We start from the raw sequence: 20,349 nt of genomic DNA, 5'->3' as shown, positions 1-20,349 counted from the left end.
AACTCAGCTTTTCCGCCGGAATAATCTGGACAGCAAACGCATAAGCCAGCTGAATGGCGCAAAACGCACTGCTCCTGCCGGTTCATATTGATTGAAGATCGTTCCCAGCACCTCGACACCAGCTGCCTGCATGTCTGCCTTGGCCTGACGCAGCTCATCGACATAGGTATGGTCTTTTCTGGCTACCAGCAAAACACTCCCGGTCTGATGGGCAACCATCTGGGCATCCGATGCCAGGGTCGCTGTATGGGTATCAACCACGAAAGCATCGAACTGATCGGAACAGGAATCAAGCAATTCACGCATGCGCGGTGCACGCAAAATCTCCAGCGGGTTAGGCGGCTGTGGCCCGGCTGGCAAGAAATGTAAATTGGGCATCAGCTGTATCAGGGCATCGGATGCTTTAATACGCCCGGCCAGCACAGAAGACAGACCATCCGGCTTGCCGAGTGAGAAATATTCATGCAACTTACCGCTACGCAGGTCAGCATCTATCAGCAAAGTACGTTTGCCAACTTGCGACAAGGCGATAGCCAGGCTGGCTGCCATATAGGATTTGCCATCGCGGCGTGCCGGGCTGACCAGGGTGATCTTGATTTTCTCCTGGCCGCTGAACTTCAACAGCAACTCACTGCGCAAACGGCGGATTTCTTCTGCCTCTTTACTGAAAGGGAAGTAAAAGAATTTCAAAGACTTGTCGGCACTGCCGTTAATCAGGTCCTTGGTCGAATACCCGAACTGCTCGCCCAAAGCCTGATCAAGCTGGGTCTGGCTCAGGTAACCCAGCGCCAGTGCTGCATCACCAAACCTGAGTTTTTTTTCTTTTTGCAGTTGGGCGATCTGGTCGATCTGCTCAGGTGTGAGTAAACCTTTTTGCAGGAATAACTCGCCGAGCCGGCCTATTTTAGAGGCTGGTGGATTCATGGTTTCAGCTGTTTGCATGCAAACCACCCTCACCCTGTCCATTGCCACTCAGCTTTTCATCAAATCCAATTTTTGCCATCACAGGTTCATCAAATTCACGCTCCAGATCTTCCAGGCAACGTACACGGCGGTTCATCAATTCGAGCAGGAAGGCCAAGCCAAAGCCAAACACGATGCCAGCCAGCAAGCCAAACACCAGGTTATTGCGCAGCAGTGGCTTGGCATGCTTCTCGGGCAGCTCGGCCCATTGCATGACTGAGGCATTTGAGATGGCCACATTACTGGTCATCAGCAACTCATCAAATTTTTGTATGGCAGCGTTGTAAATCTTTTGCACGCTGTCAAGCTGACGCTGGTAAGAGCTGATGACATCCCTATGTTTTTTGTTTTCAAACGTCTTTTTCTGGTAGCTGGCGATTTCTGTTTCTATGACTTTTTCCTGCTGGCTCAGACGCGTTTCAGAGGCACCGAGCATTTCAAATGCAGTGGCAGACTCTCTTTTGAGCTTGTCCAGCAGTGCCTGGCGTTCGTCATTGATCGCCATGTATTTGGGGTGACGCACACCCAAAGTAATCTTGGCATTGGCCAACTGTGTATCAAGCGAAATCAGGGCAGCTTTCAGGCCTGAGATATGGCCTATGCCAGCAATCTCAGGGATATCTGACTCCGGATTACCTTCGCGTACAAGTTTTTCCAGCGACTGGCGCTTGGCCTGGGCTTCCACTTTTTGCAGTTGCACATCAATCAGGCGCACACTCAAGGCATTCATTTGTTTGGATTCGATGTCCGCCCTCTCATCGACATCGACGATCTGATATTCCTGCTGATAAGCCGTCAGTTTTTTTTGCAACTCATCAATCTGCCTGCTCATGGACTCAAGCTGGGCATTGTATTGATCACGCCTGGCTCTGGCCGGTGCATTCATCATCTCCAGCGACAAATCTATATAGGCTTTGACCACAGCATTGGCAACTTCTTTGGCATGCTTGGGGTCACTCGATGAATACTGGATTTCTATGACGCGGCTATTCTTGTGCGGTGACACATCAGTATTCCTGACGATAGACTCAGCCAATGCGCGTAAACCGCGCTGCTCGCCATATCTTTGTACAAAGCGTTTGGCCTCTGGCGTGGTCTGCAAGCCCAGTGCCTGTATAACTCGCTCAGCAACCTGCACACTCTTGATAACGTCAAACTGGGTCTGCAGATAGCTTTCATCCTGCATGGGGTGGAATTGGCGGCCGCCGATAGGGTCATTGACACGGTAATCGATAAAAATATCAGCCACCGCCACATAAGTCTTGGGCAAGATCAGGCTGGCCACGGCTGCACCAACAACAGCGACTATCATGACAAACGCGATTAACAGCTGGCGCGCCCGCAACATTGCCCCGATCTGGGCAAAGGACAAAACCAATTCACTTGGGGAGGTTTTTATCATACGCGTCAGAATATTCTTTCGTTGATAAATACCACATCGCCCGGCAATACCCGGTCGGCAATACCTGCAGAAATTTCGCGCAACTCGCCACTGTCTGTCTTGCGATGGATGATGATGCGCCTGACCGAGCCCCGCTCAGTCACCCCGCCGCCTATGGACAAGACCCGCATGACATTCAAATCATCTTCCATAGGGTACATACCAGGACGGCGCACCTCACCGTAGACATAAAAGTTCTTCAACTGGGGCACGAACAAAACATCATTCGGCTGGATTTTTTGTGCCAGCTCTGGTGCCAGCTTTGTTGCGTCCAGCTCCAGCTTGACGGATGCATATTCTTGCAATTCCGAAGCAGGTTTGCCGGGTTCACGGCGCAAGATGCGCAGGCTTTTCTCGGCTTTCTGTGAGACACCACCGGCCAGGCTCAAGGCTTCCAGAATGCTGATTTGCCCTGTCAGGGGATAACGCCCCGGCCGCAATACTTCGCCCAGGACTGAAAAAGTCCTGCTCAATTGTTGTATGACCTTGATGGAAACCCGGGGATTTTTAATGTATTGCCCCTGCTCCAGCTTTTTTGCAAAGGTGGCGGCAATTTCTGTTGCTGTGCGGCCTTTGACTTCTACCGTACCCACCAGCGGCAAGGTGATGACACCACTCTCACCTATGGTGACATCTGCGGTCAGGTCGGGTTGTCCGAATACGGTGATCAGCAACTGATCGCCCTCGCCTATGACATCAGAGGCTGCATCGCCAGGCATGTCATCTGTGGCATTCTTTGCCGTGTTTGGTACTGATGCTGTTGCTGGCGCTTTGTCTGACTGAGGTATTTGCAACAACTGACTTTCCAGTTTCATGCCATTTGCAGGGATAGTCTTGATCTCTTGCGCCTGCGCCTGCCCGATAAATGCAAACGCCAGCACTGCAGGCAGCAGTTTGCGGGCAGTTATCTCAGTAAAAGCAGAAAATTTGGACCAAATTGTCATCTGAATCAGGCATTTTTTAGAAAGAACTTCATTTTATATTGCAATAGTAAGAATAGATGCAAATTTTTGTCAGGACAACAAAACCCTGTAACAATAAGCTGCCAGCTTTATTAGCATTGCTATTTAATTACAAAAATTAACCTTTATTGAATTGTGGGCAACTCAAAGCTCAGTTAACATGCAAATAAAAGTAAGAAAGACTAATTATGCAAAGCCCGAGCACACAGCCATCAGCAAGTCCTGCCAGAGTGGTACCTCTGGTCATCATTGCGCCGGTGCGTGACGAAGCCGACCTGATCAGGCTGACTCTGGACTCCATGGTAGCGCAAACAGTCAAACCGGTAGAGTGGATCATTGTCGATGATGGTTCACAAGATGGTACCGCTGACATCGTACGCGAATATTCTGCCCAACATCCATTCATCAGGCTGGTACAACGCCCCGACCGTGGTTTTCGCAAGGTGGGTGGTGGCGTGGTAGCGGCCTTCAAATTTGGTATTACCCAGATTGAGCATCAGGAATATGAATATATCGCCAAGCTGGATGGCGATATGTCGTTTGGGCCGCGCTATCTGGAATGCATGTTTGAGCAATTTGCCCAGGAACCCAAGCTGGCTGCCGTATCCGGCAAGGTTTATCGCGAAGAAGAAGGCAAGAAAATAGAAGAAATCATCATTGATGAACATGTCGCTGGCCAATTCAAGCTCTACCGCAGAACAGCATTTGAAGAAATTGGTGGTTTTGTCGAAGAAGTCTTGTGGGACGGTATAGACGTTCACACTGCCCGCATGAAGGGCTGGACAACCAAAAGCTTCTTGCATCCTGATGCCATTCTCATGCATCACCGCCTCATGGGTTCGTCTGACAAGAATGTCTATCGTGGCCGCCTGCGCTGGGGGCGTGGCATCTGGTTCATGGGATATCACCCTCTGTACGCACTGGCCTCAGGTATTTTCCGCATGCGCGAAAAACCATTTGTCATCGGTGGCCTGTTGATTATTGCCGGTTATCTCGGTGCTGCAATTAAACGCGCGCCCAGATATGAAAATCCTGAATTCAGGGAACATCTGCATCGCTGGCAGCTTGGACAGATCAAAAAACTCTTTTCAGGGCAAAAAAACTAAACATGCTGGCAGGGTAATTTGTTTTAAAAACCACTGCAGCATCCCCAGGAATATCAGCGAAAAACCTTATCACCATGCTCAACGCTTCACCCGCCTCCAACACCTCACAATCAGCGCAAATTCTGGCTGCGTTTACTGGCGTCGCGTTTGGCATAACGACTTACATGACGCTACTTGGCATCATCCTGTATTCAGACCATAGCGATATCGAAATTTTTGGCGTGCGCATGCTGATTGCAGGCCTCTCCAGCATCATTGTTTTTTCCAGCCAGCAAGTGCTGGCGACTCTGCAAGAAAAGCATGTGCTGGCCGCCTTCCCCAGTATTACGGCGCGCTGGTTTGTGGTGTTCATGATCGTACTGATGAGCGCCTACGTCGACAAGTCAGCAGAAAGACTGTCACGCGCCATCATGCTGATCTGGCTGTTTACCACGCCGTTCACGCTTTTGCTGACAGCGCTGATCATGCGCAAGCTGGCAGTGTTTTACTACTCAAATCCTTCAAGACGACGCAAGGCCGTACTGATCTGGTCTAATACCGCCTGCGCTGACCTGGTAGAGTCACTGCGCAACACCCCTCTGGCTGCGATAGATTTCGTCGGATTCTTTGATAATCGCAATGAATCACGCCCACCCAGCAACCTGGAAAGACTGGGCGACCTGAGTGACGCGGCAGAATGGATAGTCGATGCCGAGACCGGCCATGTGAATGTTGACGTGGTCTTCATAGGCCTGAACACCAAGGAACCGCCAGAACTGGCAGAAATCATTGCGATTCTGGAAGACAGCACGGCATCCACGTACTTTGTGCCTGAATCGCTGATCTTTGGTATGCCGGGCATACAATTACGCGAACTGGCAGGCCGCCCCGTGCTAGCATCGACAGAAACACCTTTCATTGGCCTGGCAGCCCTGCCCAAACGCATGCTAGACTTGTTCGGCTCTTTCTTTGGCCTGATTGCGCTGTCGCCTATATTGTTGCTGATCGCGATAGGCGTGAAGCTCAGCTCACCTGGTGCTGTACTTTTCAAACAGGTCAGGTATGGCATCGCTGGCAGGCCTATCAACGTCTATAAATTCCGCAGCATGCGGCAGAGTAATCCCAATGAGCGCGTGGTCCAGGCGACGGTTGGCGATCCTCGCGTTACCAAGTTTGGCGGTTTCTTGCGCCGCTCTTCGCTAGATGAGTTGCCGCAACTTTTCAATGTACTCAAAGGTGAAATGAGCCTGGTTGGCCCCCGTCCTCATGCCGTTGAACATAATGAGTTGTACCGCAAGCTGGTCAGCGGCTATATGTTCCGCCACAAGATCAAACCTGGCATTACCGGCTGGGCGCAGGTCAATGGTTTGCGCGGCGAGACCGAGACGCTGGAAAAAATGGAAGAACGTATTGAATATGATCTTTACTATATCCAGCACTGGTCAGTCTGGCTGGACATCGTGATTATCTGGCGCACCATCAAGGTTGTACTTGGCGATAAAAACGCTTATTGAATACAAGCTTATTAATTCAGCTTATTGCGACAAGCTTATTAATGCAGACTTACTTGCCAGCCCGGCGCGATTTACGCAAGTGTTGCCCCAGACTGGAGGCTTTCAATTTTTGCTTGCCATGATAGAGTCCGGCTTGCACCCTGCTCAAAATAGCAGGTGAGCTAACCGCCCCTTCACACAATTGATTTGCACCCGTGGCAAAACGCAGTTTGTATGGCTGATCACCCCGGCCCAAATCTATCGTAGTGATACCTGTTTGCGCGGCATGTCTGGCGCATTGCGCCAGCAAGATCAAACCTGGTGAATGCTCGGCAAAGTCTGTGTGATACCAGGGGAACCAGTAATGCATTACCTTGCCAGAACGCATACCAAAATGTGCCGCGATCAAAGTATCGCCCGCGTACAGCGTCGATAACATGCCAGCAAAATCAGGCGCATTTGCGGCCCTGATTTCATCCATGACCTGCCTGACCCAATCCAGCCTGAAAATATCATGTTCAGCCCCGACTGTGCGCTGGAACTGATCGCGCTTGCCAGCGATCAAAGCGGCAAAATCAGTGTCGCTGCTACTTTGCAACTCAAAACGCAATTCACCAAACTTTTTGCTGAGCTTGCGTTCATTGGTAGCGACTTTTTTTAAGAGCGAGGCGTCGCGCATTTCTGTCAGGCGCTGCGCATATACATCAAAGCCACCAGTCAAATCCAGGATATGCGACTGACTATGTGTCCACGCATACTGGCTGAACTTGCCCAAACCAGATGGCATATGGTTAAAGGAAAAATAACGGCACCGCATGGCACGCAAGGCATCAGCAATGTGCAAATCCAGAGATGCCTCACACACTGGCCCCTGATAATCTGCCAGAAAATCACCGATGGAAACAGCGCGAAAGCTGCTCAAGGAATGAAAAGGCCATATGGCAACGATACGGCCAGCATCTTCCACTACCAGAATGCTGGCATCGCCCCTGGCATTAGCGATAATGGTGGTGAAAGCCGGGAAATAATATGGACTTTCGAAAATAGGGTTTTGACTACGAGAGTTTTGACTGCGCAACTCCGCCCAGCGCGCCATTAAAGGCGCGTCGAGTTCTTTTGCACTGATCAAACGGAATTTCATTTAGCCTTGCCCCGCCGGATAAAAATAAGTCTGCAAGCTCTGTTGTAAACCATTTTCTATACTTTGATCAACCAGGCTCGATAATTGGCTCTCCCGTGTTGAATCAAATACAAACAGGCGATAAATATCTGACAGGCGCAAGCTCACAGGGTTGACCAGCATGATCCACAATTCGGCCCCTGCTTCGTTCTTGCGTAACCAAAAGCGACTACGTGAAGCCGTGGTTTCTACCTTCACTCTGGCAACCCAGCCAGCTTCGGCCATATTTTCCAGCAAACCCTCAATTTCATCTATACCCAATCTAGTCTCGGTACGTATGGTGTTGACGCTGACAGCTGCAGTAGCGTCGGCCAGACGGGCATCGACCAACACTTGCAAGATACTGACCGCGTCTTCAAAAGCACTGCCTGGTGTGGGCACATGCCACCAACGCTCGAATTTCACAACCGGCAAAGCGGCAGCGATGACCGCGCCAATCAGGATGATCAACCAGGACACATAAATCCAGACCAAAAATAAAGGTACGGCTGCCAGAGCACCATACACGATGGTATAGGTAGGAAACTGAATCACAAAGCTGGCGAATATGCGTTTGGCAATTTCAAATGCCAGCGCTGCAAACAGGCCACCCCAGACCGCATCACGCCACTCAACCGCACGGTTAGGCACGATCAGATACAGCAAGGTAAATGCACCTGTCGTGAATGCAATTGAAGTCAGGGTATAAAATACCGCACCCAAAAACGGCACAGCCCCCACTACACCACTGGTGGCAGTGAACAAGTAAGACGTGCTGGAGATGGAAACACCCACCAGCAAAGGCCCCAGAGTAACGATCGCCCAATACACCAACAGCCTTTGCAAAGCCGGGCGCGGGCGCTTGACTTGCCAGATCTGGTTGAATGACTTGTCTATCATTGCCATAGTCGTAATGGCAGTCACCATCAAGGCGACGCCACTGATGGCAGAAACGCGGGTCGCCTTGGTGGCAAACTGCGTCAGATAACCCAAAATCGTATTGGAAATCCCCTTGGGCATCAGACTTTGAATAAAATACGCTTCCAGCGAAGTGCGGAAGGTATTAAATAGCGGGAAAGCTGTAAAAATGGCAAATGCCACAGTCAGGATAGGTACCAGGGCCAGTACCGTGGTAAAAGTCAGGCTACCGGCAACCTGTGGCAAACGACCTTCCTGCAGGCGCTGCAGGGCAAATTTGAAGAGATTGAGTATTTGTTTCCACGACAGACCACGCATAGTTTTTGTAGCTAGAGATATAAATGCCTCGATTTTAACGAGAGACCAGGAAAAAAGACTTCTATAATACAAGCATGACTACACAAGAACTCACGATTTTAGTTTTATTTTACTCACGGCATGGCAATACCAGAAAAATGGCAGAATTTATTGCCCAGGGTATAGAAAGCGTGCCGGGCTGCAATGCCCGCCTGCGTACCGTGCCAGCCGTTTCCACGGTAGCAGAAGCAACCGCCTCTGACGTGCCAGCAGATGGCGCACCCTATGTGGAATTGTCTGACCTCAAAGAATGCGCCGGGCTCGCCATGGGTTCCCCCACCCGCTTTGGCAATATGGCGGCAGCCCTGAAGTATTTTCTCGATGGCACTGCCGCCGACTGGCTGTCTGGCACCCTGACGGGCAAACCGGCCTGCGTATTCACCTCCACCGGCAGCATGCACGGCGGCCAGGAATCAACTTTACTCAGCATGATGCTGCCACTGATGCATCACGGCATGCTGATGCTGGGCCTGCCCTATAGCCATGCAGAACTGATGACAACTTCAACCGGCGGCAGCCCTTATGGTGCCACCCATTGGGCAGGCCAGGACGGTGCACAAGTTATTTCAGAAGACAGCCGCAAACTGGCAATCGCCCTGGGCAAACGCCTGGCAGAAGTCAGTAAAAAATTACAGGCTGCAGCATGAGCACGGCAACACCAGAGAAAAAATATTACCTGCTCGCTTCAGCCAGCTTGATTGCCTTGCTGCTGCTCTGCATCAGTTGGGAATGGTTTCTTGCTCCGCTGCGCCCGGGTGGGTCATGGATGGTACTCAAAACCCTGCCCTTGCTCATACCACTGCGCGGCGTACTGAAGCGTGACAATTACACCATGCAATGGTCGTCGATGCTGATCTGGCTGTACTTCACCGAGGGCATAGTCAGGGCCTACAGTGACCGTAGCCCCCTGTCTGTAGCACTGGCTTTGGCTGAAGTTGGCTTGTCCATCTTATTTTTTATTGCAGTCATCCTGTATTTACGTCCTTTGAAAAAAGCTGCGAAAGCTCTGGCAAAAGTGAATGCAGCAAATGTAGCAAAGGCAGCAGAACAGTGACCCCGGCAAGCGAAGGCGATATCATGCACGTTGAATTTCTTGCTGATTGCATCAAGATTCTGGGCCATGATTTCGTCATCACGGCTGCGTCAGAACAATACCCGTATTTGATGGACTGGCGCCAGCGCTATCTCGGCAAGGCACTGGCAGTGCTGCTACCAAAGTCTGCCGATGAAGTGGCAAGCCTGGTGCGGCTGTGCGCAACACATAAAATCGCCTGCGTACCACAGGGCGGCAATACTGGCCTGGTATTGGGCAGCATACCTGATCAGAGAGGCCAGGCTGCAGTCATCTCCTTGAAACGCATGAATCGCGTATTGGCTATTGATGTAGCCAACAACACCATCACCGTCGAAGCTGGTTGTTTGCTGGCGCAGGTACAGGCTGCGGCGAGCGAAGAGCAAAGATTATTTCCCCTGTCACTGGCCTCAGAAGGCAGTTGCACCATAGGCGGCAATCTCTCGACCAATGCAGGCGGCACCGCAGTTCTACGCTATGGCAATACCAGGGAATTATGCCTGGGGCTGGAAGTCGTCACTGCCCAGGGCGATATCTGGGATGGCTTGCGTGGCCTGCGCAAGGATAATACGGGTTACGATTTACGCGACCTGTTTATAGGCGCCGAAGGTACGCTGGGCATTATCACGGCCGCCGTGCTGAAATTATTCCCGCAACCACGGGCGCAGATTACCGCATTCGCAGCACTTGATAGTGCGGATGCTGCCCTGGACCTGCTCAAGCAATGTCAACACGCCCTGGGACCAACCCTGACTGCATTTGAATTGATCTCTGACTTCAGCCTGCAACTGGTGCTTAAACATTTCCCGCAACTGCAGAATCCATTCGGGCGCAGCCATCCTCGCAGTTATCCTCGCAGTTATCCTTATTATGCATTGGTGGAAATGTCTGACCACGAATCAGAAAGCCACGCAATTACCCTCATCGAGCAAGTGCTGGAGCAAGCAATCAATGATGGTCACGCCGCCGATGCCGTCTGCGCAAACTCGGTCAGCCAATCAAGATCTTTATGGAAATTGCGCGAGCATATTTCTGAAGCACAGGCCAGGGAGGGCAAGAATATCAAGCACGATATTTCCATCCCGGTGTCGCAAATCCCCCGCTTCATACACATCACGGATGCAGAATTAACAGCTGCATTTCCGGGTTGCCAGATCGTCTGCTTTGGTCATATGGGGGATGGTAATCTGCACTACAATGTCTCAGCGCCTGCTGGTAGCAGCGATGTGGCATTCATCCTGCAACAAGCCGATATCAACCGCATAGTTCATGACCAAGTGCATCAGTTCAAAGGATCGATTTCTGCCGAGCACGGGCTGGGAATGTTGAAGCGCGATGAGATCAGACTGTATAAATCCGCGTTGGAATTAAGCATGATGCGCGCCATCAAAATGGCGCTGGATCCGCAGAATATTATGAACCCAGGCAAGGTCTTGTAAACCGCCTCAATGCATTTATCGCACGAACTGCATTGAGGCTGGGATAAATTTCAGTTCGCCTTCAGTTCGTCAGTTGTCTCGGCGTATAGCGGCGCGCCTGTGGGCCAGCCACTTCAGTTGCCTGCATATTGGATGGTAACTGGAACACGCTGACTGCGCGCGTCAATTCCACTGCCTGCTCTTCCATACTCTCTGCCGCCGCTGCCGCTTGCTCAACCAGAGCTGCATTCTGTTGCGTCATTTCATCCATTTGCGTGATCGCCAGGTTCACCTGTTCTATACCTGAACTTTGTTCCTGGCTGGCCGCGGTAATTTCGCTCATGATGTCGGCCACATGCTGCACGCTGGTGACAATCTCATCCATGGTCTTGCCTGCCTCATCGACGAGCTTACTACCCTGATCAACTTTATCGACTGAGTCGCTGATGAGGGATTTGATTTCCTTCGCTGCACTGGCACTGCGTTGTGCGAGATTACGCACTTCTGCCGCAACCACGGCAAAACCACGACCTTGCTCACCTGCCCTGGCGGCTTCTACCGCAGCATTCAAGGCAAGGATATTGGTCTGGAAGGCGATGCCATCGATGACGCCGATGATATCGACGATCTTGCGGGAACTCTCTTTGATCGAGCCCATGGTATTGACGACTTGCCCTACGACTTCACCACCTTTGACCGCTACGCTGGAAGCAGAAACCACAAGCTGATTGGCCTGACGGGCATTGTCGGCATTTTGCCTGACCGTGCTGGTCAGTTCTTCCATCGAGCTCGCTGTTTCTTCCAGTGAGCTGGCCTGTGATTCTGTGCGGCTTGAGAGGTCGGCATTGCCTGAGGCTATCTCTTGCGAGGCTACGGTAATGGTCTCTGTACCCGTCTTGATTTTGGAAATCGTAGTCAAGAGATTTTCCTGCATCATTTGCAGGGAATGCAGCAGGTCACCTATTTCATCCGTGCCACTTGCTTCTACATGCTGAGTCAAATCGCCATTGGCAATCTGGTCAGCGATAATGGCAGAGCGTTTGATCGGGCCAGCAATGGTTCTTGCAATCAGCCATGCTGCAACAGAGCCTATGACTATCGTCAAAATACCAATGATCAACATACCCAGCCGGGCATTTTTGTAGTTGGTCAGCGACTCATCATAAGCAGCCTTCATCGCCTTGTGCTGCTGGCTGGCCAGCTCTGACAGCGCCTGCATCCATTTTTCATTTGGTGCATTAAATTCTGTTTGCAATACAGATGCTGCGTCGAAATAATTTCCTTCAGCAACCAGTGCTTTGATTTTGTTGGCAATCGCCAGCACCTGCCGTTTTTGATCAAGAGAATTTTGCAGGGTATCTTTACCCTCTTTATCATCTATCAATTTTTTTGCTGCAGTTTCAGAGGCGTCATAGCCTTCCAGTATCTTGGCCAGTCTTTTGGTTTCGCGTTCGGCCTCTGCCATGTCACTGGGAGCAGTCATTTTGCGCAGCACCAGCGCCAGAGCACGCCCCTGCTCACGCATATCAGTCGCGGCATCAAGACTGGCGACCTTGGTATTGAAAATATAATCGGTGGAAGCCTGTAACTGACTCAGACGGAACAAGCCAAGAACGAGCAAGCCGCAAGACAGCAAGATGACCAGTCCAAAACCCAGAGCCAGGCGACCGCTAATCTTCAAACGTGACAATTGATTCATACATTTTCCTGAGTATCCGCAAAAGACGGAGGGTGAATATCAGATTAACAAGAGAAGAGCTGAGAGTACTTCCCAATTTTTCCACGCACTCTGATTTTTATATTTTCAACACGCAAAACTTCAGAAAAAACCTGCTTCAACATGCACTCGTAATAGCAATTTGAATAGGCCTGCCAACAAGAATTAAGATCAAATTCCCTGAGCAACAAGTGGTACTACTTGCTTAGAGTATAGCCTGAAAAAAAGGCGGCACACATGCGTCAATGATGACGAATTGCAACATCGACTCAAAATCACAACGCCTTTTTGCATACTCATTGTTCACTCAGGCATTTATGCACGCGGTAAAAACAATTCACAGCTTCAGATGAAAATTTATTTTCTATGGAGCAGGTGTAGCTGCTTTGAATGACACCGTCTGCATGACCTGACCATCATCAAAACACAAGCTGCGTTCTGGCCATTGCAATGCCGCCAGCTTGCAATCTGACTCAGGAAAATCTTTATTTTTTCTCGCAGACCAGCGTCCACCCACAGAAAAGTCAACGCAAAACACATTACCGGCTACACCATGCCATGCAAGCGGCGATGTATTCTCAAACAGGTCTTCGCCTCCCTTGCCAACATGGGCACGGTCAAACGCATTGAAGCGGCGCCAATAATGACCAACCACCACAGGTAGCTGATCGGTGTATTCATTCCACCATTGCTCACGCCCGACAAAACGCCATTTGCCACCGGAATAAAAAGCTTCATGCCATTTACTTTCTACTCCCGATGTCAACACTCTCAATGGATTATGCATTTGCATCAGCACATCGTATGCGGCATGAGCGTGCATGAAGGGTGGCAGATGATCCGGGTTTTCCAGGCCAGGACTGTGTGCAGCCAGTTCAGCCTGCATTTGCGCAGCAAATTCCTGCGCCAACTGCCGCGTGTCGGCGTCCAGGCGGCGGTCATTCTCCATCACGCTGCCCAGAGCAAGATGACGTATTTCTTCTATATGTTCAGCAATCCATGCCGCATGCACCACCCGCAGATCTTCGCGCTCAAGTGCGACAGGCAGAGACGCTAAAAAATTTAGGGTATCTGCTTTCTTTGCAGCATCCAGCCTTTTGAAAGGCGCGTACTTGGGTTCATCCCTGACTGCTCTCTCATCAAAAAACCAGCCAGCACCATCTTTGGCACTACCGCGCAAAAGATTCATTTCATGATTGCCCAATACCGCCACGGCCCTACCCTTCTTGACCAGGCGCTCAAGCAATGCCAGCACGGCGGGGCTGTCTGGCCCACGATCGCAAAAATCCCCGACAAACACCAGGGTACGCCCCTGCTTGTGCCGGCCATCGGCATCATAAGCAAGATGGCGCATCAAGTTACATAGGGCATCATATTCACCATGGATATCGCCAATAATATCCAGCGGGCCAGATGGCAGTTGTTGAATCAGACTCATCATTTTCCTTTTATTCTGTTACCACGCTACAGCTTTCCAGATGGCATCAAAGTGACTACATATTTTACGAACAGCATCAAGTTGCAGCACCAGCAATGACTAACATCGGATCAATTTGATCTCATATTAAATCAAATTGAATAATAGCATCAAATTGATTCGATGTTAAAATATTCCATAAAATTGACCAACCGATTAACATCATGCATCTGCACACCCTGCCCGCCGCCCAGCGCGAACGTCTCGCATTTATAGAGTTTCGCCTGTGGTTTCTTGGCACCGTCACCCGCAAAGAAGTCATGGACCGCTTTGATATAGCCTCAGCGGCTGGCACACGCGACCTGGTTTTGTACCGGGAACTGGCACCCGGCAATGTGCAGTATGAAGGAAAAATGTATCACTATCAGCAGAGCTTCCAGCCGCTGTTTCAACATCAGCCAGACAGGGTATTGTCAGCACTGTGCTCAGGATTTGGAGATGGCGAGCGCGGCACTGGCGCATCATTGTTGGCACACGACATCCCCAAGCGCTTGAATCAACCAGCATTGCAGGACCTGGCCAAAGTAACCCGCGCCATTCGTGGCGAATATCCACTCAGACTAACCTATCACTCCATGAAAACCGGCCCATCGCAGCGGGAAATTGTCCCATTGGCGCTGGTGGATTCCGGCCTGCGTTGGCATGTAAGAGCCTATGACAGAAGCAAACGAGAATTCCGCGACCTGGTACTGACGCGCATGGATAACATCACAGATATTAAGCCAGGCGATAAAAGTCACGTGCTGCAAGAACACGAACAACTCGCTGCCGATGAACAATGGCAACGCATAGTCCATATCGAATTACAGCCCCATCCCTCGCACCCATATCCAGAATCCATCATGCGCGATTATGGGATGAAAAATGGCAAGCTCGAAGTCAAATTACGCGCAGCCATCGCCGGCTATGTCCTGCGCCAGTGGCAAGTCGATTGCTCACCAGATGGCAAACTTGACGGCAGCAACGCCAGATTGAGGCTGGCCGATCTGAGCGTGCTTGATGAGGTAAGTAATGCGGTACTGGCACCGGGGTATCAGAAAATGAATATCTAGAAGATATGCGATCCCAAGCCTTCTGCGATTTCATCACCAGCATTCAATTTTAGAATCTCAGGCAAAAAAACAAAAAGCCCCTGAAACAAATTCAGGGGCTTTTGTCGAATCTCTTGGCCTGTCCAGCACGAATCGAACGTGCGACCCCGAGCTTAGAAGGCTCGAAAAAATAGCATTTCTTTCCGTTGATTAACAATCAAAAAAATATAAATATCCTTTAAAAACAATACACTACTGATTTTCAAGTGCTGCATTGCATTGATTAATGTTGATTGATATACTCCAAACAGGGTTACATGGTGGTTACATGGAATGAACTGATGGAGTATAGAGACAATGGCTAAGATTAATTTCACGGCTGGCAGAGTCAAGGCTTTCAAGTGCGAAGCTGGCAAAAGCCAGTGCTTCCTTTGGGATACCACGGCGCACGGCCTAGGCTTGCGGGTAACAGCAAAGAACGCCAGAACATACATCTTTCAGGCAAAACTCAATGGCGAGACCATACGCATGTCTATAGGCTCACCAAGTGCATGGACAATTGACGACGCCCAAGCAGAAGCCCGACGCCTGCAAGTATTGGTAGAGAGCGGGAAAGACCCGCGTCAAGTCAAAGCAGATGAACTGGCAGAAGCAAACGCCAGGAAAGAAGCCAAAACAGCCAAAGAGCAGGCCGCGATAATTCAGCAAAGGCGCGAATTGGTCACTCTGGCCGATGTCTGGCCCGCCTACTTGGAAAACCGCAAGCCCCACTGGGGTGATGGTCACTATGAAAATCACATTAAGCTTGCCGCCGCAGGGGGCGTAAAGCACAAACGCGGTAATGGCGTCACAGTTGCCGCCCCACTCGCTGCCCTCATGCCCATGCGCCTGATTGACTTAACCAGCGCCAATATCGCCGCATGGCTCACTAAGGAAACCCTAAGCCGTCCGACCAATGCAGCGCAAAGCTTCAGGATTTTAAGGGCTTTCATAGGCTGGGCGGCAACTATGCCAGCATACAAAGACATGGTTTCAATGGACGCCTGCAAATCACACGACGTTAAAGAAGCGACCCCAAAGAATAAAAGCAAAAGCGATACCCTACAACGCGAGCAATTAGCATTATGGTTTGAAGCTGTCGGGAAAATAGGCAATCCAGTCATCAGCGCATACCTGCAAGCCTTACTCATTACGGGGGCACGTAGGCGCGAATTAAGCTCTCTGCGCTGGGAAGATGTAGATTTGCAATGGAATAGCCTGACAATCCGGGATAAGGTTGAAGGCGAACGCACCATTCCACTAACGCCCTACGTCTCGCAATTACTCAACGCCCTGCCCCGGCGCAATGGTTGGGTATTTTCCAGCCCTGCCGCAGCAGATGGCAAATTGACCGAGCCAAGAATTGCACACACCAAAGCCCTAAAACTGGCGGGTTTGCCACATGTATCATTGCATGGTCTGCGCCGTTCGTTTGGCACTTTATGCGAATGGGTAGAATGCCCTGTAGGCGTGTCAGCGCAAATCATGGGACACAAACCCAGCGCCACCGCTGAAAAACATTACCGTATCCGTCCACTTGACCTGCTGCGCATGTGGCACACTAAAATAGAATCTTGGTTGTTAGAGCAAGCCCAAATCGATTTTATGCCAATACAGCCTGGGCTAAAAATGGTTACCAATTCATAATAGCCCAAATCAATCAGCTCGAAATAGGTGCAACAAACTGCAACGAGCTCAGCGAAGCTATCAGACTCTGGGAGTAAGAAAATGCCAACACCGAAACAAGTACCTTTTTTGACAATCGAAGAAGGCAAGTTTATTAGATATTCGGAGCTCGCGGGTCTGATTGCAAAAGCATTGCATCCAGACGACAGTCAACTAATGGAATATGGTGCTGCGAGAATAAATCTCAAAAACGAACTACGACAGTTAGTTCTAGCTCGCAAGCTCATTGTTAGAAATGAGTCTGGTCTGCAAGAGCAAACACTTCTTGTGGGCGATGCTTTAAATCAAAGCGTGCTCATGGAACATGATTTATTTTCGCTTCTCAAAGAAAAAGGCATTGAACTTAGGAAAATCCCTTATGGAAGTGGCCCGCAATTTTGGACTATTGAGAATGCAGCAAGCGAGATAGCCTCCCAGCAAAATTGGCATCAAGGTGCTCGGGATTCCCTCAAGGCACAAATGTTAGCTGCAGCCAAGAGTTTAAAACTCACAACCCGCGACCCACACACAAACATACAAACTCAAAGTGCTGCCATCCGAGATTTTTATGAGCTTGTGACAATAGCCGACGTAAATGCGTGGCTTGCAATTGAAGGGGCTTCTTATCGATGGAACATTGTTATTACAGACATCGATGATAAACGCGACTCTACTCCTAACAAGTCACGGTCGAAACAGCCATTCTTGCCGAATATATCTTTACTAACAACGATATCACCTTATTTCGAATCGAAATATTCCGAATTAACTGAATACTTGCGAGCGCACGTAGATGCCGCTTTCTATCCATGCCCTGAGTACTGGGACACCTATACAAGAAAGCAACGTGAGGCTCAAATAAACGATTACGACCTTCAATACAATCCATTTCGCCAAGTTGAAAATAAAGCAGTTTGGTGGAGCGTTTCTATGGATGCCTCAATCTGGTGGAATATCGATTCAATTACACCGTTGCATGCAGCAATGCTTCTTGCAAGACTTAACCCCAATAAAGAAACCGAAGAAAATGCCCATCAGACTTCTAGCGATGAGATGGGGCCAGAAGATTTCAAACGGCTAAAAAATGCCTTTGATGGGTCTCTCATTAAGACAAAAACACTCAAAGAATGGATAGCGTATGCAAGAAAGCTAGACCTAAAATTTCATTCATGGATTTTGGACTGGGAAGTATGGTTAGAGGAAAAGGAAAGGCTGCAATCATCTACCATTAATGTGAACGTGGTGCAGAATAGCAGCTCCCTGCCAGGAATAACCAAGCAGCAAGTAATTACAGCCTTTGCCAGTCTTCATTATTCGGCAGAGCAATGGGGCAAATATCTTGCATCGCCACCCAAATGGCTCGCAGAGTGCAGAATTACAAGAGGCTCAAAATCGGTACGTAAACAAGTTTCAATGTGGAATCCCGTGGAAATAGCAATAGCACTATCAGATAGCCCGCGCAATATTTCCATCAGGAAATTGGATTCTGTCTTTAACAGCAATAATTCCCTAAAGAAATGGCAAGAAGACTGGGTAGAAAAATCTGAGAACTTCCGTTGAATAATGAAGCGACATACCGCCCCAACATACAGCGAACATACTGGCCAAGTCTCCGCAAACCCTTGCCATCATTGAGTTTGACATACTGCTGCCAGTAAAAAAAAATGGCAGTATCAAATCATCAAACCTTCATTAATCAACACGAAGGAAAGATGATGCAATCATTTGATAAATTGCGCCACTCAATCAACACAGCGCAAGCAGCAAAAGCTCTAAATCGCGCACCCCAAACGCTTAGAAAATGGGCTTGTTTGGAAAATGGCCCGATTCGCCCCGTTCGCATCAACGGGCGGCTTGCTTGGCATCTAGACGAGATTGCCGCGCTACTTAACGGGGGCAAATAATGAAAAACGCCCCCACCACAAAAAGCAATGAGAGCGCCCCAGACAAGCGCAATTATACGCCCGGAATACTGCCAAAGAAAACCAATACCGTCACGTCTGGCGTGCTTGCCTATCTGCTTGAAAACCAGAGCCCTACAGGTATGGAAGCCGTGTTCAAAATGAGCACTACTAGGCTTGCAGCAGTAATCCATTATCTCGGCAAAAAATATGCATGGAGTATTGAGCGAGACGACAAAGCCACGGGCACAAATGACGGGCGCATTTCATGGATAACCGTCTATTGGCTACCACAATTGACAATATCAACCGCATTCGCCCAAGGTGCGCGAGTTTGGATTGAGCGAGTAAAAACGTCGCGGGCAAAGCAGCGAAAAACTTCTGGCAAATGCAAGCGACTGGCAAATAGTTTGAATGCCAGCCGTCACCGAGTAAACGACCCGCGCCAAGGTTCCTTTTGGGAGGAAAAGTGATTTATAGCCATTTCCTCAGAATAAAAGGACTCAGCGCAAAGACAACAGATTCAAGGACTCAAGCAGCAGTTATACCGCGTGTGATGGGACATAACCTGCGCGAACAGGTCGCGAAAATGGGCGTCCGTGCTGATAGCCATATCGATGCTACACGCAGTAAAGACAATATTGTGCTTAGAGGTGGGTGCACCTCTGACGATGTTGCATCAGCAGTTAATGCCTTGATGAAAGGCGTCATAGTTTCGAAATGGCGAACAGACACGATTGGCGCGATAGAGTTGATTTTTAGCCTGCCCAGCACTGCAAAAATCAATCATCTCGACTATTTCAGCGCATCAGTTAAGTGGGCCGAAAGTTTCTTTAATGTGCCAATTGTCAGCGCCGTAATTCACTTGGACGAAGACACACCCCATTGCCATGTAATTCTAGTCCCCATTGTGAATGGTAAATTATGCGGCAGCCAGGTCATGGGCAATAAAAGGCGCATGGTGGCAATGCAAGAGGATTACCATAGCTCAGTGGGTAAGCAATACGGATTAGCCCGCCCAACGCCTAAAACGCGGTATGGCGCGGCTATCAAGCAAGAGTGTACAGAATTAGCATTCAAGGCGTTGGAACCCATCTGCGGGCTGACTGACGACGTTCTGCTATTCTTCATTAAAGGTTGCATGGACAATCCTGAGGCGCTCATGCAAAAACTTGGTTTAGAAATGCCAACGTCCAAGCCAAAGACCACATTTGCCGCAATCATGACAAAACCATGCAAGCCAGAAAAACAGGTTCGCAGCAAGTACGCAGCAAAACCCTACCCTGATAACTACGGAGAAAATTCCGACCACAGCAAACCCGAAGTAGCAGACACGGCGATTTTGAACGACAAAGAAAAACCTATAGAAGTTGAAAGCGCAATTCCTATAGTAGTTGAATCCGACCTCATAAAACCTCATGAAAAAAATCAACCTCTATCCTGTGTAGGAGTTCAACCACATGCTCATTTAATTGCTCACTTGCCCGACACTGTGCCGGACGATTACACGCGAATACGAGAAACAGACATTCCAGCGAATGAATGGGATTGCGAGCGCGGAGAGTACACCAAGGAAACCCCAAGGGTAAGCAGAAAAGAACAAGTGTTTACTTCAGTCCATAAAGCACTTTCAATGCGCAAAAGGAATTGA

General features: G+C 49.6%; 18 protein-coding genes. 11 read left to right on the top strand and 7 right to left on the bottom strand.

The window, feature by feature from the left end; translation table 11 throughout:
- Positions 1–3 precede the first annotated feature (3 nt).
- Genes ACO0LL_RS11355 through ACO0LL_RS11345 form a run of 3 tightly spaced genes read right to left on the bottom strand, consistent with a single transcriptional unit; the run spans position 4 to position 3,348 of the window.
- A complete protein-coding gene (locus ACO0LL_RS11355; protein ID WP_422950977.1) occupies positions 4–942 on the bottom strand; it encodes a polysaccharide biosynthesis tyrosine autokinase in 939 nt (312 codons plus the stop codon).
- On the bottom strand, positions 929–2,365 hold the full coding sequence (locus ACO0LL_RS11350; protein ID WP_422950976.1) for a Wzz/FepE/Etk N-terminal domain-containing protein: 1,437 nt from the start codon (positions 2,363–2,365) through the stop codon (positions 929–931). Before ACO0LL_RS11350 ends, ACO0LL_RS11355 begins: the two co-directional genes overlap by 14 nt.
- 5 nt (positions 2,366–2,370) lie before the next feature.
- Positions 2,371–3,348 (bottom strand): polysaccharide biosynthesis/export family protein, encoded by a 978-nt coding sequence (locus ACO0LL_RS11345; protein WP_422950975.1) that lies wholly within the window; start codon positions 3,346–3,348, stop codon positions 2,371–2,373.
- A gap of 206 nt (positions 3,349–3,554) precedes the next feature.
- On the opposite strand from ACO0LL_RS11345, the gene ACO0LL_RS11340 reads away from it, so the two are divergent.
- Together ACO0LL_RS11340 and ACO0LL_RS11335 are read left to right on the top strand one after the other, a co-directional pair.
- Entirely contained in the window at positions 3,555–4,472 is a 918-nt protein-coding gene (locus ACO0LL_RS11340; protein ID WP_422950974.1) for a glycosyltransferase, read from the top strand.
- 74 nt (positions 4,473–4,546) lie between these two features.
- Positions 4,547–5,965, top strand: a complete 1,419-nt coding sequence (locus tag ACO0LL_RS11335) for an undecaprenyl-phosphate glucose phosphotransferase (protein WP_422950973.1) — start codon at positions 4,547–4,549, stop codon at positions 5,963–5,965.
- Between the two features lie 49 nt (positions 5,966–6,014).
- On the opposite strand, the gene ACO0LL_RS11330 is transcribed toward ACO0LL_RS11335, so the two are convergent.
- Both ACO0LL_RS11330 and ACO0LL_RS11325 read right to left on the bottom strand, forming a co-directional pair.
- A complete protein-coding gene (locus ACO0LL_RS11330; RefSeq protein WP_422950972.1) occupies positions 6,015–7,085 on the bottom strand; it encodes a GNAT family N-acetyltransferase in 1,071 nt (356 codons plus the stop codon).
- Positions 7,086–8,339 carry a YihY family inner membrane protein gene (locus ACO0LL_RS11325; protein WP_422950971.1) on the bottom strand — a complete coding sequence of 418 codons (1,254 nt, stop codon included), beginning with the start codon at positions 8,337–8,339 and terminating at the stop codon, positions 7,086–7,088.
- A gap of 74 nt (positions 8,340–8,413) precedes the next feature.
- Between ACO0LL_RS11325 and wrbA the strand changes: the two genes are divergently transcribed.
- Genes wrbA through ACO0LL_RS11310 form a run of 3 tightly spaced genes read left to right on the top strand, consistent with a single transcriptional unit; the run spans position 8,414 to position 10,889 of the window.
- Positions 8,414–9,025, top strand: a complete 612-nt coding sequence (gene wrbA / locus ACO0LL_RS11320) for an NAD(P)H:quinone oxidoreductase (protein WP_422950970.1) — start codon at positions 8,414–8,416, stop codon at positions 9,023–9,025.
- Positions 9,022–9,432 carry a DUF2069 domain-containing protein gene (locus ACO0LL_RS11315; RefSeq protein ID WP_422950969.1) on the top strand — a complete coding sequence of 137 codons (411 nt, stop codon included), beginning with the start codon at positions 9,022–9,024 and terminating at the stop codon, positions 9,430–9,432. Before wrbA ends, ACO0LL_RS11315 begins: the two co-directional genes overlap by 4 nt.
- 23 nt (positions 9,433–9,455) lie before the next feature.
- Positions 9,456–10,889, top strand: coding sequence for an FAD-binding oxidoreductase (locus ACO0LL_RS11310; RefSeq protein WP_422950968.1), 1,434 nt, complete (start codon positions 9,456–9,458; stop codon positions 10,887–10,889).
- Between the two features lie 61 nt (positions 10,890–10,950).
- On the opposite strand, the gene ACO0LL_RS11305 is transcribed toward ACO0LL_RS11310, so the two are convergent.
- Both ACO0LL_RS11305 and ACO0LL_RS11300 read right to left on the bottom strand, forming a co-directional pair.
- Positions 10,951–12,567, bottom strand: coding sequence for a methyl-accepting chemotaxis protein (locus tag ACO0LL_RS11305; protein ID WP_422950967.1), 1,617 nt, complete (start codon positions 12,565–12,567; stop codon positions 10,951–10,953).
- Between the two features lie 382 nt (positions 12,568–12,949).
- Positions 12,950–14,023: a metallophosphoesterase gene (locus ACO0LL_RS11300; RefSeq protein ID WP_422950966.1), complete on the bottom strand. Its 1,074-nt coding sequence runs from the start codon at positions 14,021–14,023 to the stop codon at positions 12,950–12,952.
- Positions 14,024–14,226: 203 nt separating this feature from the next.
- Here ACO0LL_RS11300 and ACO0LL_RS11295 point away from each other — a divergent pair, with 203 nt between their 5' ends.
- From ACO0LL_RS11295 to ACO0LL_RS11270, 6 genes are all read left to right on the top strand, one after another.
- Complete coding sequence (locus ACO0LL_RS11295) at positions 14,227–15,114, top strand: helix-turn-helix transcriptional regulator (RefSeq protein ID WP_422950965.1); 888 nt, start codon at positions 14,227–14,229, stop codon at positions 15,112–15,114.
- A 336-nt stretch (positions 15,115–15,450) separates the two neighbouring features.
- Positions 15,451–16,779 (top strand): tyrosine-type recombinase/integrase, encoded by a 1,329-nt coding sequence (locus ACO0LL_RS11290; RefSeq protein WP_422950964.1) that lies wholly within the window; start codon positions 15,451–15,453, stop codon positions 16,777–16,779.
- 81 nt (positions 16,780–16,860) lie between these two features.
- Positions 16,861–18,357 carry a hypothetical protein gene (locus ACO0LL_RS11285; RefSeq protein WP_422950963.1) on the top strand — a complete coding sequence of 499 codons (1,497 nt, stop codon included), beginning with the start codon at positions 16,861–16,863 and terminating at the stop codon, positions 18,355–18,357.
- A 152-nt stretch (positions 18,358–18,509) separates the two neighbouring features.
- Positions 18,510–18,701 (top strand): DNA-binding protein, encoded by a 192-nt coding sequence (locus tag ACO0LL_RS11280; RefSeq protein WP_422951104.1) that lies wholly within the window; start codon positions 18,510–18,512, stop codon positions 18,699–18,701.
- On the top strand, positions 18,701–19,171 hold the full coding sequence (locus ACO0LL_RS11275; RefSeq protein ID WP_422950962.1) for a hypothetical protein: 471 nt from the start codon (positions 18,701–18,703) through the stop codon (positions 19,169–19,171). The genes ACO0LL_RS11280 and ACO0LL_RS11275 overlap by 1 nt, the downstream gene beginning before the upstream one ends.
- Positions 19,168–20,349, top strand: coding sequence for a plasmid recombination protein (locus ACO0LL_RS11270; RefSeq protein WP_422950961.1), 1,182 nt, complete (start codon positions 19,168–19,170; stop codon positions 20,347–20,349). The genes ACO0LL_RS11275 and ACO0LL_RS11270 overlap by 4 nt, the downstream gene beginning before the upstream one ends.

Source organism: Undibacterium sp. TC4M20W (assembly GCF_049340245.1).
Classification (GTDB): domain Bacteria; phylum Pseudomonadota; class Gammaproteobacteria; order Burkholderiales; family Burkholderiaceae_D; genus Undibacterium.
Note: the sequence above shows the minus strand (reverse complement) of the source record. Positions and strands in the feature narration are given on the sequence as shown.

Coding starts and splice junctions, on each gene's coding strand:
- ACO0LL_RS11355 (WP_422950977.1), bottom strand. CDS start 942: ATGCAAACAGCTGAAACCATGAATCCACCAGCCTCTAAAATAGGCCGG.
- ACO0LL_RS11350 (WP_422950976.1), bottom strand. CDS start 2,365: ATGATAAAAACCTCCCCAAGTGAATTGGTTTTGTCCTTTGCCCAGATC.
- ACO0LL_RS11345 (WP_422950975.1), bottom strand. CDS start 3,348: ATGACAATTTGGTCCAAATTTTCTGCTTTTACTGAGATAACTGCCCGC.
- ACO0LL_RS11340 (WP_422950974.1), top strand. CDS start 3,555: ATGCAAAGCCCGAGCACACAGCCATCAGCAAGTCCTGCCAGAGTGGTA.
- ACO0LL_RS11335 (WP_422950973.1), top strand. CDS start 4,547: ATGCTCAACGCTTCACCCGCCTCCAACACCTCACAATCAGCGCAAATT.
- ACO0LL_RS11330 (WP_422950972.1), bottom strand. CDS start 7,085: ATGAAATTCCGTTTGATCAGTGCAAAAGAACTCGACGCGCCTTTAATG.
- ACO0LL_RS11325 (WP_422950971.1), bottom strand. CDS start 8,339: ATGCGTGGTCTGTCGTGGAAACAAATACTCAATCTCTTCAAATTTGCC.
- wrbA (WP_422950970.1), top strand. CDS start 8,414: ATGACTACACAAGAACTCACGATTTTAGTTTTATTTTACTCACGGCAT.
- ACO0LL_RS11315 (WP_422950969.1), top strand. CDS start 9,022: ATGAGCACGGCAACACCAGAGAAAAAATATTACCTGCTCGCTTCAGCC.
- ACO0LL_RS11310 (WP_422950968.1), top strand. CDS start 9,456: ATGCACGTTGAATTTCTTGCTGATTGCATCAAGATTCTGGGCCATGAT.
- ACO0LL_RS11305 (WP_422950967.1), bottom strand. CDS start 12,567: ATGAATCAATTGTCACGTTTGAAGATTAGCGGTCGCCTGGCTCTGGGT.
- ACO0LL_RS11300 (WP_422950966.1), bottom strand. CDS start 14,023: ATGAGTCTGATTCAACAACTGCCATCTGGCCCGCTGGATATTATTGGC.
- ACO0LL_RS11295 (WP_422950965.1), top strand. CDS start 14,227: ATGCATCTGCACACCCTGCCCGCCGCCCAGCGCGAACGTCTCGCATTT.
- ACO0LL_RS11290 (WP_422950964.1), top strand. CDS start 15,451: ATGGCTAAGATTAATTTCACGGCTGGCAGAGTCAAGGCTTTCAAGTGC.
- ACO0LL_RS11285 (WP_422950963.1), top strand. CDS start 16,861: ATGCCAACACCGAAACAAGTACCTTTTTTGACAATCGAAGAAGGCAAG.
- ACO0LL_RS11280 (WP_422951104.1), top strand. CDS start 18,510: ATGATGCAATCATTTGATAAATTGCGCCACTCAATCAACACAGCGCAA.
- ACO0LL_RS11275 (WP_422950962.1), top strand. CDS start 18,701: ATGAAAAACGCCCCCACCACAAAAAGCAATGAGAGCGCCCCAGACAAG.